Annotated in this window: 11 protein-coding genes; 6 read left to right on the top strand and 5 right to left on the bottom strand. The window is 42.3% G+C overall.

The annotated features are described in order from the left end of the window. Positions 1–3: 3 nt before the first annotated feature. On the bottom strand, positions 4–1,197 hold the full coding sequence (gene metX / locus LU293_RS02870; protein ID WP_242748507.1) for a homoserine O-succinyltransferase MetX: 1,194 nt from the start codon (positions 1,195–1,197) through the stop codon (positions 4–6). 281 nt (positions 1,198–1,478) lie between these two features. Here metX and hemH point away from each other — a divergent pair, with 281 nt between their 5' ends. Continuing rightward, entirely contained in the window at positions 1,479–2,450 is a 972-nt protein-coding gene (hemH, locus tag LU293_RS02865) for a ferrochelatase (RefSeq protein ID WP_242748505.1), read from the top strand. A gap of 139 nt (positions 2,451–2,589) precedes the next feature. Here the strand turns inward: hemH and LU293_RS02860 are convergent, their stop codons facing one another. Beyond that, the gene (locus LU293_RS02860) at positions 2,590–4,812 is read right to left on the bottom strand and encodes an NADP-dependent isocitrate dehydrogenase (protein ID WP_242748503.1); all 2,223 of its coding nucleotides are present in this window, start codon (positions 4,810–4,812) and stop codon (positions 2,590–2,592) included. Between the two features lie 586 nt (positions 4,813–5,398). On the opposite strand from LU293_RS02860, the gene htpG reads away from it, so the two are divergent. After that, the gene (gene htpG / locus LU293_RS02855; protein ID WP_242748501.1) at positions 5,399–7,330 is read left to right on the top strand and encodes a molecular chaperone HtpG; all 1,932 of its coding nucleotides are present in this window, start codon (positions 5,399–5,401) and stop codon (positions 7,328–7,330) included. A 48-nt stretch (positions 7,331–7,378) separates the two neighbouring features. After that, a complete protein-coding gene (locus tag LU293_RS02850) occupies positions 7,379–7,792 on the top strand; it encodes a fluoride efflux transporter FluC (RefSeq protein ID WP_242748499.1) in 414 nt (137 codons plus the stop codon). Positions 7,793–7,868: 76 nt separating this feature from the next. On the opposite strand, the gene LU293_RS02845 is transcribed toward LU293_RS02850, so the two are convergent. Beyond that, positions 7,869–8,762 carry a LysR family transcriptional regulator gene (locus LU293_RS02845; RefSeq protein WP_242748497.1) on the bottom strand — a complete coding sequence of 298 codons (894 nt, stop codon included), beginning with the start codon at positions 8,760–8,762 and terminating at the stop codon, positions 7,869–7,871. A gap of 213 nt (positions 8,763–8,975) precedes the next feature. Between LU293_RS02845 and metE the strand changes: the two genes are divergently transcribed. The 3 genes from metE (at position 8,976) to LU293_RS02830 (ending at position 12,506) form a co-directional block, all read left to right on the top strand. Next, positions 8,976–11,297 (top strand): 5-methyltetrahydropteroyltriglutamate--homocysteine S-methyltransferase, encoded by a 2,322-nt coding sequence (metE, locus tag LU293_RS02840; RefSeq protein ID WP_242748495.1) that lies wholly within the window; start codon positions 8,976–8,978, stop codon positions 11,295–11,297. A gap of 370 nt (positions 11,298–11,667) precedes the next feature. Then, positions 11,668–12,078: an OsmC family protein gene (locus LU293_RS02835; RefSeq protein ID WP_242749633.1), complete on the top strand. Its 411-nt coding sequence runs from the start codon at positions 11,668–11,670 to the stop codon at positions 12,076–12,078. A gap of 2 nt (positions 12,079–12,080) precedes the next feature. Beyond that, positions 12,081–12,506 (top strand): MAPEG family protein, encoded by a 426-nt coding sequence (locus tag LU293_RS02830; RefSeq protein WP_242748493.1) that lies wholly within the window; start codon positions 12,081–12,083, stop codon positions 12,504–12,506. Positions 12,507–12,517: 11 nt separating this feature from the next. Here the strand turns inward: LU293_RS02830 and LU293_RS02825 are convergent, their stop codons facing one another. Then, positions 12,518–13,255, bottom strand: a complete 738-nt coding sequence (locus LU293_RS02825) for a type III pantothenate kinase (protein WP_242748491.1) — start codon at positions 13,253–13,255, stop codon at positions 12,518–12,520. Next, entirely contained in the window at positions 13,252–14,187 is a 936-nt protein-coding gene (locus LU293_RS02820; protein ID WP_242748489.1) for a biotin--[acetyl-CoA-carboxylase] ligase, read from the bottom strand. Before LU293_RS02820 ends, LU293_RS02825 begins: the two co-directional genes overlap by 4 nt. Positions 14,188–14,234 lie beyond the last annotated feature (47 nt).

The raw sequence follows: 14,234 nt of genomic DNA, 5'->3' as shown, positions 1-14,234 counted from the left end.
TTCTTATAAGTTTTGAGTGGGTTTTAAGATTAGTGGAGCGTTTAAAAAGCCTTTTATGGCATGCACATACCTTGGAATGTCAAATAAAAATGAATCATGTCCATGCGGTGCATCGATATTCACATAGCTGACAGGCTTTTGATTGGCGATAAGTGCATCTGTAATCTCTGCTGAACGCTCTGGGCTAAATCGCCAATCTGTGGTAAAAGATACAATTAAAAACTGGCATTGCGTGCGTGCGAGCGTCTGCTTTAGTGCCGTTGCATCATCTACATCATCATCTGAGTAATACCGTGTGGGGTCGAAGTAATCGAGTGCTTTTGTCATCAGTAGGTAGGTGTTTGCATCGAAATTTTTGCTAAAACGCTCTCCTTGATATCGCAGATAGCTTTCAACCTGAAACTCTTCATCGTAGCCGTACATGAATTTACCAGACTTAAGATCTCGTCCAAATTTGGCTTTCATCGCATCTTCTGTGATGTAAGTAATATGCCCAAGCATACGAGCAAGCATAACCCCTCGGCGTGGGTAAGTGTCTTGTTCTAAGTATCTACCGCCATAAAAATCTGCATCAGATAAGATGGATTGGCGCGCCACCTCGTTAAAGGCAATGTTTTGGGCAGAGATTTTTGGGGTGCTGGCGATAATAACAGCGCGAGCGAGTCTTTCGGGGAAATCTACAGACCATTGCAGTGCTTGCATACCGCCCATAGAGCCACCTACGATGGCATGCCATCTATCGATGCCAAGATAATCTGAGAGCATGACTTGAGTTTTTACCCAGTCTTTAATGGTGATGAGCGGGAAGTCTGCCCCCCAGATTTTACCTGTATTAGGATTGATGGTGGTAGGGCCTGTTGAGCCGTGGCATGAGCCAATGTTATTTAAACACACCACAAAAAATTGACCAGTATCAATTGCCTTGCCTTTGCCAATCAGCTTATCCCACCAGCCAGGCTTGGTATCGGTTTTGCTGTGATAACCTGCTGCGTGATGACTACCTGATAAGGCATGGCAGATTAAGATGGCGTTTGTTTTGTCTGCATTTAATGTGCCATAAGTCTCAATCACTAAGTCAAATTCATGTAATGTACGCTGACATTCTAAGAGTAATGGCGTATCAAAATGTATGGTCTGTGGGCGAACGATGCCAACAGAGCTTGGGTCTAAATAAGGCGGTATGGTAGTCTGATTCACAAAAATTCTCAAAATGACAAATGCTAAAAAAATATAAAAGCTAGTGGTTTATTTTTAAGTAGGGGGCTAGTTTACTACCCATTATTTTGTAGGCGATAAAATATGTCACTTATGTTAGTGACCGACCAAAGTAAATAATCTAAGTCTGTGTAGTTTCACCTATCATTTTATGGGTTATTTTAAGGCTAAAAGCACCGCTTGGCAAGTTAAGTACAGAATCTGAGCAAAAAAGCCCTAAAAATGTTAAACTAACGCAGTTTAATCATCCTTAATCAGCAGTTATGAACCATCTTAATCAAAAAACCGCCGTCATTTTAATGAATCTAGGAACGCCAAGCGAGCCGACAACAGCAAGTGTGCGTGAGTATTTAAGAGAATTTTTGTCAGACAGTCGAGTTATTGAAATACCTAAACTCATCTGGCAAATCATTTTAAATGTGTTTGTGCTAAGTACACGCCCACGCCGTGTTGCCCACGCTTATCAGAGTATTTGGACACCACAAGGTTCACCGCTTTTGGCAATCTTAAAAAGCCAAGCCAAGCAACTTCAAGCACTATTGCCTGATATTTTGGTTGTTCCTGCTACCACTTATGGCAAGCCAAATGTTAAGCAAGTTTTGGCACAGTTACAGCAAGGAGATTATGATAGATTTATCATATTGCCACTGTACCCACAATACTCAGCCACTTCAACAGCTGCCGCATTTGATAAGGTTATGGCATATTGTATGTCGCATCGCAACATGCCTGCTTTAACATTAATTAAAGACTATCACGACTATCCTTTATATATTGATGCCTTAGCACGAAGTGTGCAGGCGTACTGGGCAACGCATGGACGTGCCGATAAGCTTTTGATGAGTTTTCATGGCATTCCTAAGCCCTATGCAGATAAAGGAGATCCGTACCCTGAACAGTGCCGTATTACCGCACAGCTTTTGGCAGATAAGCTTGGCATGGCAAAAGATGAATGGGCGGTAAGCTTCCAATCTCGCTTTGGTGCCCAAGAGTGGGTTAAGCCTTATACCGATGAGCTTTTGGGCGAATGGGGGAAATTAGGTCTATCTGTGCAGGTTATCAGCCCTGCATTCTCAGCAGACTGCTTAGAGACGCTAGAAGAACTGGCGGTAGAAAATCGTGACAACTACCTAAAAGCAGGTGGTAAATCTTATGCTTATATCCCTGCTTTAAATGACAATGCTGACCATATCCAGATGATGGCAAGCCTTGTTAAGCCTTATTTGTCAAGCTAAAAAAAATCGTCTTAAGTAATAGGTGTTAGGCATACACTAAGCCTACACGGTCGTTTTGTTTATAAAATTGCCAATCTAAATTCGCACCCATAAAAAAATCACCGCCACTTATTGGCGGTGATTGTCTTATTGGGGTAGGTTATAGTGCTGAGATGATTTGGTTTAGCGTATTACTTGGACGCATTGCCGCATCAATTAAGCTACGATCAGCAGCATAGTAGCCATGTACATCTACAGGCTTGCCTTGGACGTCATTTAGCTCAGCTACGATGGTCTCTTCATTTTGAGCAAGAGCATCGGCAACTGGTGCAAATTTTGCTGCAAGATCTAGGTCAGTCGTTTGGGCTGCCAACTCTTTTGCCCAATATAGTGCCAAATAGTAGTGGCTACCACGGTTGTCAAGCTCGCCTGCTTTACGTTTTGGTGACTTGTCGTTTAGCAGTAGCGTTTCGGTGGCTTTATCTAATGCATCTGCCAATACCTGAGCTTTGGCATTGCCTGTTTTTTGGGCAGTATGCTCAAGCGACACAGCCAAGGCTAAAAATTCACCCAAGCTGTCCCAGCGTAAGTGGTTTTCGTTATTAAACTGCTGAACATGCTTTGGTGCAGAACCGCCAGCACCCGTCTCAAACATACCACCACCATTCATAAGCGGAACGATTGACAGCATCTTAGCAGACGTGCCAAGCTCTAAGATTGGGAATAAGTCGGTTAGGTAGTCACGCATGACGTTACCTGTGACGCTGATGGTGTCTTCACCATTTTTTAGGCGAGTGAGTGTGAATTTTGCAGCTTCTGCCAGTGGTAAAATGTGAATTTCTAGCCCTTTTGTGTCTAGTGTTGCAAGCTCAGCATGGATTTTCTTAATAAGCTGTGCATCGTGTGCACGATTCTCATCTAGCCAAAATACAGCAGGCATACCACTTAGGCGTGAACGGTTTACCGCAAGCTGAATCCAGTCTTTAATCGGGGCGTCTTTGGTCTGGCACGCACGCCAAATATCGCCTGCTTCTACGTTATGGCTAAGCAGTACATGACCTGTTTCATCGATAACTTCAACTTTACCATCTGCTGGGATTTCAAAAGTCTTATCGTGTGAGCCGTACTCTTCTGCTTTTTGGGCCATTAAGCCAACGTTTGGTACGGTACCCATGGTGGTAGGATTAAACGCACCATGCTCTTTACAAAAATCAACAACTGCCTGATATAGACCTGCATAAGTGCTGTCAGGAATAGTGATTTTGGTGTCTTGAAGCTCGCCATGCTTGTTCCACATACGACCAGAAGAGCGAATCATCGCAGGAATAGAAGCGTCGATAATAACGTCGCTTGGAACGTGCAAGTTGGTAATGCCTTTATCACTATCCACCATGGCGATATCAGGACCGTTCTCATAGCACTGAGCGATTAGTGTCTCAACGTCGGTGCGAGTTGGCTCATCAAGCTTATCTAAGTTAGCAAACAGATTGCCTAGGCCGTTATTGACATTGACACCTGCATTTGCCAGTTGTTCACCATATTGTTCAAACACAGGTGCAAAGAAGGCTTTTACTGCATGACCAAAGATGATAGGGTCTGATACTTTCATCATGGTAGCTTTCATGTGTAGACTAAATAGTACGCCTTTGTCTTTAGCGTCTTGGATTTCTTTGGTTAAAAAGTCAACCAAGGCCTTTTTGCTAAGCACAGTAGCATCAATGATTTCCCCTGCTTTAAGAGCTAGTGGCTGTCTTAGGTTGGTTTTATTGCCATTTTTGTCGGTAAAAACGATGTCAACAGTAGTGGCATTAGGCACAGTCACAGATTTTTCGTTATGAAAGAAATCTTGGCTATCCATAGTAGCGACGTGTGTTTTGCTGTTTGCATCCCACTCGCCCATTGAGTGCGGGAATTTTTTGGCAAAGTTTTTTACCGCTTTTGGAGCACGGCGGTCAGAGTTGCCTTCACGCAGCACAGGGTTTACTGCAGAACCTTTAACACGGTCATAGCGTGCTTGAATGTCTTTTTCTTCGGCTGTGGTTGGGTTTGCAGGGTAATCTGGAATGTTATAGCCGCTGGATTGTAGTTCTTTAATAGTGGCGAGCAGCTGAGGAACAGAAGCTGAGATGTTAGGTAGTTTAATAACGTTCGCTTCTGGGGTTTTTACAAGCTCACCAAGCTCTGCTAGAGCGTCAGGCTTTCGCTGTTCTGCTGTCAAAAACTCTGGAAACTGTGCCAAAATACGAGCAGATAATGAGATGTCACTGGTTACAAAATCGATGTCTGAACTTTTGGTAAAGGCTTGAATGATTGGCAGTAGCGAGTGAGTCGCTAGGGCGGGTGCTTCGTCTGTATAGGTATAGATGATGGTTGATTTACTCATAGAATAACTCCAATTTATTTAAGAAATGGTGGTGAATTTGCTTTGAACATTAAGTGCAAAGCGGTCATTCATCATGCGGGCATTTGCTTTAGTCCATTAGTTAGCACTTGTTATTTTAACACTTTTAATGGATGAAAAACCATTCATTTTCAATGATGGCCGTTGTTTAATCATTTATTTAAAAAATAGTACCATTTATGTACATGATTTATAAGCATTCTGATGCGATTGAGTTAAATAGGTCATGCAGATGATGGCAAGTATAGCTTGATTTGGTGTTCATATTTTCTTTTATTGTTTAGGATAGATGAATATGATTTTATCATTTGAGCGTAGCTATGGCACAAATTGATGTCATTTGATGTCAAGCACTAACCGATAGGCACTTATTTGCTCAATATCTATTTGCTAATACCGCAAAATAACACATCTTTTAGCTTATCAAAATATGTGTGAATACCTAAGGGCAAAAGTGTTGTTAAAAATTATGCCAATAAGCGGGCGTTAAATTAATCTTGCTAAAACTTGAAAAATTTAGCAATAACCATAAATTATCTTTCATAAATTTAATAAACGGAGAATATCTATGAGTAACCCAACCACTCATCATTTTGAGACAGAAGTAGAGCGTTTGCTTCACTTGGTAACGCATTCTTTGTACTCAAACCCTGATATTTTTGTGCGTGAGCTTGTGTCGAATGCGTCAGATGCTTGTGATAAATTACGCTTTTTGGCGACAGGCGATGATAGCTTATATGAAGGCGATAGCGAGCTTGCCATTAAGATTGAAATGGACGACGCAGCAAAGACACTTACCATCAGCGATAACGGCATCGGCATGAATGAGTCAGACGTTATTGAAAATCTTGGTACGATTGCTAAATCTGGCACAAAAGCGTTTTTGGATAATCTATCTGAAAGCGATAAAAAAGACGGTAATCTTATCGGTCAGTTTGGCGTGGGCTTTTATTCTGGTTTTATTGTCGCAGACAGCATTACGGTTGAAACACGAAAAGCAGGCGAGCCAAGCGATAAAGGCGTACGCTGGGTGTCTGACGGCACAGGAAAATTCACTACCGAACACATGGATAAGCCAAAGCATGGCACGACCATTATTCTTCACCTAAAAGACGAATTCTCAGGCGAAGGTGAGACAAACTACCTAGATCGCTCTAAAGTTAAGTCGCTGGTTAATAAGTACTCAGACCACATTAGCTTACCCATTCAGATGCACAAGCAAGTCTGGCAACAAGAAGAGCAAGCAGATGGCGATGATACTCCCCCAAGCGGTCAGTACGTCACTACCGATGAATGGGAAACTATTAATAAGGCGTCTGCTTTATGGACAAGAAGCCCAAGCGACATCGATGAAAAAGAGTATCATGAATTTTATAAAACAGTGAGTTATGACTTTAACGAGCCGCTGACATATACACATAACCGTGTAGAAGGGCGTGTGCAGTACACCCAGCTATTGTATATCCCAAAAACCGCTCCATTTGACTTATATGCTCGTGAACACCAACGTGGTCTAAAGCTGTACGTTAAGCGGGTGTTTATCATGGATGATGCTGAGCAGCTTTTACCAATGTACTTACGATTTGTCAAAGGCGTGATTGATTCAGCTGATTTGCCACTAAATGTCAGCCGTGAAATTCTACAAGAAAGCCGTGATGTTAAGGCGATTCGTGATGGTAATGCTCGCCGTATTTTAACGCTTTTGGCAAGCTTGGCAAATTCTGAAGATGGCGATAAGCAAGAAAAATTTGCTCAGTTTTATGCTGAATTTGGCGACGTCATTAAAGAGGGGTTGGGTGAAGATCCGTCTAATCAAGAACGCATCGCCAAGCTACTGCGTTATCACACCAGCACGACAGATGGCTTAACCACAGGCTTTGCAGATTATAAAGCACGCATGAAAGAGGGTCAAAAAGCGATTTATTATTTGACAGCCGATAATTTAGCAGCCGCTAAAAACAGTCCGCAACTTGAGCTGTTTAATAAAAAAGGCATCGAAGTTATACTAATGACAAGCCGTGTCGATGAATGGGCGATGAACTTTTTGACCGAGTTTGACGGCACACCATTACAGAACATTGCTAAAGGTGCGGTAGATTTAGGCGACTTAACCGATGAAGCTGAAAAACAAGAGGCAAAGCAAGCACAAGAGAATCTAAAGCCTGTGATTGATAAGCTAAAAGACACCCTAAGTAAAAAAGCCAAAGATGTGAAGGTGTCAAATCGTTTGGTGGATAGTCCTGCGTGTCTTGTGGTGGGTGATGGTGAGCTTACACCACAAATGGCTCAAATGCTAAAAGCAATGGGTCAAGCAGTCCCTGATGTGAAGCCGATTTTGGAAATAAATCCTAATCACCCCTTGATTCAAAAACTAGAAACTTCTGAGCAATTTGATGATTTAGCTCAGGTGGTGTTTGATCAGGCGGTATTGGCAGATGGTGGACAGCTTGAAGATCCTGCAGGGTACTTAAAGCGTGTCAACGCACTACTGCTAAAATAGACACCTACTGTTAAATGCTTGCCATTCATGTCACACTACCTGATATGAATGGCAAAGTTAATTTGCCACATGATGATTAAGCAGTACATCGCAGCCTTTATCGGTGCAGGTCTTGGGGCTTGCTTAAGGCTTTGTCTTTCTACATTAAATGGCTGCTTTCGGCATACGATAACATGGCTGCCACTAGGTACGCTTATCTCAAACGTACTAGGTGGGCTATTGGCAGCCGTGGTGCTCGGTGTCTTACAAGACGTAAAACTATCTGAGACTGTTAAAGTATTTATAATGACAGGGTTATTGGGCGGATTGACTACTTTTAGTACCTTTAGCGTAGAAGTATTTTCGCTACTACTAAGTCACAAATGGCTTTATGGCTTAGGCTTAGTCATGATACATGTGGCTCTTACACTACTGGCAGTGGCATTGGGATTTATGGTGGCTCGCACCTATATCCATCTGTAATACTATTCATTGAACTTTATAAAATACTTCATAAAATTCACACCACTTGAAATTCACATCATTTGCTTGAGCAATTTTAAAAGTCAGGCTTGGTAATGCCATCTAATAGACTTAAAAATCCTTGAACATATGCTATATTCAAGCTGCTTTTACGAACAGCGGCATACAGCTGACAGTGTACGCCAGCACCTAAGGTGCGAGAGACGATCCAGCCTTTTTTTTCATATTCTTTTGCCACCCAGTCAGGTAGGGCTGCCACGCCACGATCGCTTGCAACAAGCTGAATGAGCATGGCGGTAAGCTCTGTTGTGCGGATGCTTTTTGGGGTAATGTTTGCAGGCTCTAAGAATTTTGCGATGATGTCAAGTCGTTTTTGCTCCACAGGATAGGCGATAAGTGTTTGGTTTTCAAGGTCTTTAGGCGTGATGATGCTTTGAGCTGCTAAGGCGTGTGCAGGCGATACAACAAGCCTACTTTCATAGGTGAATAAGGGTAGATAATGCACGCCATTTATTGGGATATTGCTTGCGGTAATTAGTAGATCAATATCGCCATCAATCAGCATTTGGTGCGGATCTGGTTCAAAGCCTGTGCTAAAATCAAGCTCCACATCGCTGTAGGCTTTGCGATAGGCATTTAAAATTGGCATAAGCCAATCAAAGCAGCTGTGGCATTCACTTGCCAATCTAAGCCGTCCTGCTTGACCGTGTGCCAGCCGTCGGATGTCTGCCTTGGTGCGAGCTACTAAAGGTAGAATGTTATCAGCAAGCTGCAATACAAGCTCGCCTGCAGGCGTGAAAGTAACGGGCCGAGTGCGACGATTGACAAGCGTAATGTCGTAATGATTTTCAAGCTCTTTGAGCTGATGGCTGATGGCAGAAGCTGTTAAGTTTAGCTCATCGGCAGTAGTGGCAAGCGAACCTAAGCGTGATAAGGTCTGAAGCATCAGTAAGTGACGAAGTTCAAGCATGGGATACAGTCTTTGGTGGTATCATAAAAAAAAGATGGCATGATTATAGCATAAATGCCATTAAATGAAAAATTTTTCATTTTAAAATGAAAAACTTGATTTTTATTCATCATTAAGCTGTGTTAATATACACGCCATCAATATTGGTTTTGATGAACTTTCATCATTTATGACAATATTTGTAACTTTCAACCCATAAATAAGGTAGATAACATGACTGTACAATCTCATATTCTAGGTTATCCACGTATTGGCGATAAGCGTCAAACTAAATTTGCCCTTGAAAAATACTGGAAAGGTAAAGCCACTAAAGATGAAACTTTAGCTGCATTGCAAGCGGTTTTTGATACCAATATCCAAAACCAAATCGACGCAGATCTATCAATCATCACAACAGGTGATTTTGCACACTATGATCTTGTGCTAACCCAAGCGGTATCTTTTGGCGTTGTGCCAAAGCGTTTTGCAGGCAGTGAAAGTCTAGACACTTTTGATCGCCAGTTTTATTTTGCTCGTGGTCGTGATTGCACCAATCAGTTTGAAGATACGCCAGCTTGGCAAATGACCAAATGGTTTGATACCAACTATCACTATCTAGTGCCAGAACTAACCGCTGATCAAGAGTTTAAAAACACTGACTTTACTCAAGTGTTCAAGCAAGTAGATGACGCCAAAGCAATCATCGCTAAAAATGGTGTAGAAAAAGCCCTAAAAGTGGTTTTGGTTGGTCCTTTGACTTTCCTTTATCTATCAAGCCTAAAAGCCGCTAGCCAAAACGGCAGTTGCTGTGGCTGTGGCACAACGCACAATGAAGATGCGGCAGGCGATGACGCTACTAAAATCGCATTGCTTGACAAGCTGCTGCCTGTCTATGCAGACCTACTAGCACAGCTTGGTGAGCGTGGCGTGGAATGGGTTCAGATTGACGAGCCGATTTTATCGCTTGACCTATCTAGCGAATGGCAACAAGCCTTTGAACGTGCATATAACGGCTTACAACGCACTCCACCAAAACTTATCGTAGCAAGCTACTTTGATACGCTAGGCAATAACTGCAACGTGGCTTGTAACTTGCCAGTAAGTGGCATTCATATCGACATCACACGTGCTAAGTCACCAAAACAGTACGTTACCCAAGTTATCGATCACTTACCAACGCATAAAGTGCTATCTATAGGCGTGGTTGATGGCCGTAGCGTATGGACGACTGACCAAGTACAAGCCAGCGAAATTTTAGGCGGTGCTTATGAACGTCTAGGCGAGCGTCTATGGGTAGGTAGCGGCTCTTCATTATTGCATTTACCAGTTGACCTAAGCCATGAAAACGTACCAAGTGAGCTAAATGGTAAACTTGCTTTTGCTAAACAAAAGCTTGCTGAAGTTACACTATGTGCTAAGCTTGCCACAGGCGATGCTAAAGCGGATAAGAACGCTACTAAGATTGACCTAACACCGTTAGCTGACAGTGCAAAAACTCGTACAGGCGTGTTTAAAGATCGTTACGCTAAGCAGCAAGAGCGTTTTAACTTGCCACTATTCCCAACAACTACCATCGGTTCATTCCCACAAACTCCTGAAATCCGTAAGGCACGTGCTGACTGGAATAAAGGCGTTATTAATGATGAAACTTATGAAAATGCAATGAAAGCTGAAATCCAAAAAGCATGCGATGAGCAAGAAAAGCTTGGTATTGATGTTTTCGTTCACGGTGAAGCAGAACGTACCGACATGGTTGAGTACTTTGCCAAGTACATGAAAGGTTTTTGGCTTGCGTCAAACGGCTGGGTACAAAGCTATGGCACCCGCTGTGTACGTCCACCAATCGTAGTAGGCGACATTAGCCGTCCAAATGCGATGACTGTGGATTGGACAGTGTATGCCCAAGGCTTGACTGATAAGCCGATGAAAGGTATGTTAACTGGTCCTGTGACTATTTTAAACTGGTCATTTGCACCAAGTGATACAGCGACTCGTGATATTCTTCGCCTACAAATTGCCGATGCGATTAACGAAGAAGTGCGTGATCTGCAAGACGCTGGTATTGGAATTATCCAGATTGACGAGCCTGCATTCCGTGAAGGTCTGCCACTAAAACAAGCCGATCAAGCTCACTATTGGGATGAAGCGGTGGCGACATTTAAGCATTCGTGCAGCATCGCTAATGAAGATACTCAGATTCATACGCACATGTGTTATTCAAGCTTCCATGACTGCTTAGAGCATATCAGTGCGATGGATGCGGACGTAATTACCATTGAAACTTCTCGCTCTGGCTTGCAGCTACTAGACGCCTTTAAAGGCGAAGGCTACCATAACGCAATCGGGCCTGGTGTGTACGACATTCACTCGCCACGCACCCCAAGTGCTGAGAATATGCAGGTGGTGATTGATGAAGCAGCCAAATACATTCCTGTTGAGCGTCTATGGGTAAATCCAGATTGTGGTCTAAAAACTCGTAACTGGGAAGAGACTATCTCTGCTTTGGATAACATGGTTAAGATGACGAAAGTTGTACGTGATCTGTATACCAAGTAATTAGTCGCCATAAAAACCGCCAATCGTATGATTTGGCGGTTTTTGTTTTGGGTTGTCTGTCATTGTTGGGCAATTTTTATGATAAAATGGTTGATATGATAAACTGTATTAAATTAAGCTATGCCCACATTTCATTTGAAAAAATTAAGATAAATGCAATTAGCTTTAAGTAAGGTTTATCAAATACTCATTGCACATAAGCTTTTATGAACATAAAAACTTTGACCAAAAATGGTAAGTTTAACTGTTTTTCACCCAAAAGTAGATATTTTTAATTAAAAATAAATTATCAATACACGTTAATTTACCACCATTTATGTGATGAATTATCAATACGCTCTTATTTTATAAGGAAAAAATCATGTCTGATATGAACGCAACTGTGACTTGGCTTAAAAACGACGCCATTAACTTTGAAGCAAAAAACGACTCAGGGCATAGTGTAATACTAGATTCTGAGCTGAAGTTAGGTGCTAAGCCGATGGAGTTATTACTAATGGGTGTGGGTGGCTGTGCAAGCTATGATGTGGTAAGTATTTTACAAAAGGCTCGCCAAGCCATCAGCGATGTTCGCTGTGAAGTTTTTGCAAAACGTGCAGACGCTATCCCTGCAGTCTTTACAGATATTCATTTACATTTTGTGGTTACGGGCAAAGATATCAAAGAAAGCCAAGTGGCAAAAGCCATTGAACTGTCAGCAACCAAGTACTGTTCAGCCTCAAAAATGTTGGCGGCAGGCGGCATTAACATCACACATGATTTTAAGATTATTGAAGGCTAATTATGAGTGCGATTGTTTCTAACTTCCCTCATCAACTATCAATCATCGTCATTTTGGTGGCAATTGCTTGCCTGCAGCCTTTGCTATTTGCCTTAATTGCTAAGATGGCGGGGAATTTTAAGAGTGCAGACAATGCCAATCCTCGTGAATTTTTTGCCAAAGCAACAGGAATGACTGCTCGGTTAAATGCCGCTCAACAAAACAGTTTTGAAGGATTACCCATCTTCTTAGCAGCAGTATTACTTGGTATGTACTGCTTTGTTCCCCAGAATATCATTAACTTTTGTGCTTGCTGTTATGTGGTATTGCGGTTTGTTTATGCAGTGTGTTATGCGTTTAACTTGGCGCTGCTACGCTCGGCGGTCTGGGTGATGATGATTATGATATGCTGTCAGTTATTTTATTTTTCTTATGTAATGATTAGGTAACTGCCTACATATTAGTGGCTGTCTGCTTGATTAAAGTATCGTTGCAACCCTTCTAACACCAAGTCTTGGCGAATAGTTACTTTTTTATTTAGATGCTGTGCGATGTGTGGAGCATCGCCACCTGTCATGATAAATTCATGGTTTGGGTGGCTTGTCATGACTTCGTGAATTGCTCCAATAATTGATAATAAAATGCCGTGATTAACCGCATCAACCGTCCGTGTCGCAGGCTGGACACCGCCATAGCTATCCATATGGCTAAACTGTCCAATTTGTTTTGTACCTACAAATAGTGATTCTCGTTGTAGGCGGGCGTTAGGGAAAATGTATCCGCCCAGATGTACGCCTTTTTCAATAATATCAATCGTCATAGCAGTGCCACAGCCGATAATACATTGGTGCTTTGAGCAATCTACAACCCCAAGCATCTGTAGCCAGCGATCCACACCAAGCTGATCTGGGTGGTAATGGCTTTGAATGAGTGGGTGGCTTTGATGCACTTTGGCAAATTCATAACGAATACCCATGATGTCAAGCGTCGCCAGTACTTTGGCATTAATCTTATCGCCTAAAACAGATGATATACCGATAAACGTCGGTTGTAGGCGGATGAACGTATCTGACAACCCCATCAAAAGCTCGGCAGGTGCCTGCAAGTGTAATTGGGCGTCGTGGTTTTTGATGATGCCATTTTCGCTTAGCCAGTATTTTAGGCGAGTATTGCCAAGATCAAGCCAAAGTTTTGTCATGTTATTACATCCGTATAAGGTGGTGTGGTTGATGATTTATCTGCATAAGGGGTAATTTGGGCTGTGCCAGCAAAAACTGCTTGAATGGTGTCTGTTTTATCGCACTGCACAAGTAAAGCTCCATTTAAATCAATACCAAGGCATTTGCCTTGATGGGTGATTTGCTCTTTGTTGTTTTGGGGGAAAATCTGTACTGATTGACCAGTTAGCACATGATGCGTATTAAACTGCGTGATGAATTGACTAATAATAGCCGTGTTCTGAGTATGGCTAAGCGTGTTATGGTGTAAGATGGCTTGCAGTATTGCTTGGGTTATCGGCAAGTATAATGCCTGTGCAGATGGCGTATCTTCACTTAAGTTGTGTAAGCTAATCGCTTGGTATAGCTTATCTTTAATCACAGGAGTGTTTTTGACATTCATACCAACGCCTATAATAACGCCCACCAACTGCGATTGACCTTGCAACTTAAAAAACACAGGCTCAATTAAAATACCCGATAATTTAAAAAACGTTTGTGCAATTTCATCATAAAAACCTAAGTCATTCGCCCACTTTATGCCTATTGTGGGCTGCTTTTGGGCGTGCCGCTTAGCGTTAAGGCTTGCGATGATTGGTATATCTAATAAATGTAGCCCAACCAGTAAGGATAGCAGCCCTGAAAGCTTATCTAGACCTATACTGTCTGAGTAGTAGGTGATGGGCGTATACAGCGACAAAAAGACGTTATCAGTGCCACTTTCCCAAGTGCGTCCATGCTGTCCACGCCCAGCATTTTGTGTGTTGGCGGTATATAAAAGGGTATATGTGTAGGGTAGCTTGCCTGTGGAGATGTCTGTCATTAGCTGGGTATTGGTACTACCTACGATGTCAAAATGACGATGTCTGTGAGCGATAATCTGCTGACATTCTGTGGTGATTTGATTGGTCATTGCTGTCTTTTTTAGCAAAAATTGGGCTATAATAGCATATTTTGATA

The organism is Moraxella nasovis, assembly GCF_022701215.1.
Lineage (GTDB): Bacteria > Pseudomonadota > Gammaproteobacteria > Pseudomonadales > Moraxellaceae > Moraxella > Moraxella nasovis.
This window is presented reverse-complemented; position numbering and strand designations above follow the sequence as displayed.

Coding starts and splice junctions, on each gene's coding strand:
- hemH (WP_242748505.1), top strand. CDS start 1,479: ATGAACCATCTTAATCAAAAAACCGCCGTCATTTTAATGAATCTAGGA.
- LU293_RS02860 (WP_242748503.1), bottom strand. CDS start 4,812: ATGAGTAAATCAACCATCATCTATACCTATACAGACGAAGCACCCGCC.
- htpG (WP_242748501.1), top strand. CDS start 5,399: ATGAGTAACCCAACCACTCATCATTTTGAGACAGAAGTAGAGCGTTTG.
- LU293_RS02850 (WP_242748499.1), top strand. CDS start 7,379: ATGGCAAAGTTAATTTGCCACATGATGATTAAGCAGTACATCGCAGCC.
- LU293_RS02845 (WP_242748497.1), bottom strand. CDS start 8,762: ATGCTTGAACTTCGTCACTTACTGATGCTTCAGACCTTATCACGCTTA.
- metE (WP_242748495.1), top strand. CDS start 8,976: ATGACTGTACAATCTCATATTCTAGGTTATCCACGTATTGGCGATAAG.
- LU293_RS02835 (WP_242749633.1), top strand. CDS start 11,668: ATGAACGCAACTGTGACTTGGCTTAAAAACGACGCCATTAACTTTGAA.
- LU293_RS02830 (WP_242748493.1), top strand. CDS start 12,081: ATGAGTGCGATTGTTTCTAACTTCCCTCATCAACTATCAATCATCGTC.
- LU293_RS02825 (WP_242748491.1), bottom strand. CDS start 13,255: ATGACAAAACTTTGGCTTGATCTTGGCAATACTCGCCTAAAATACTGG.
- LU293_RS02820 (WP_242748489.1), bottom strand. CDS start 14,187: ATGACCAATCAAATCACCACAGAATGTCAGCAGATTATCGCTCACAGA.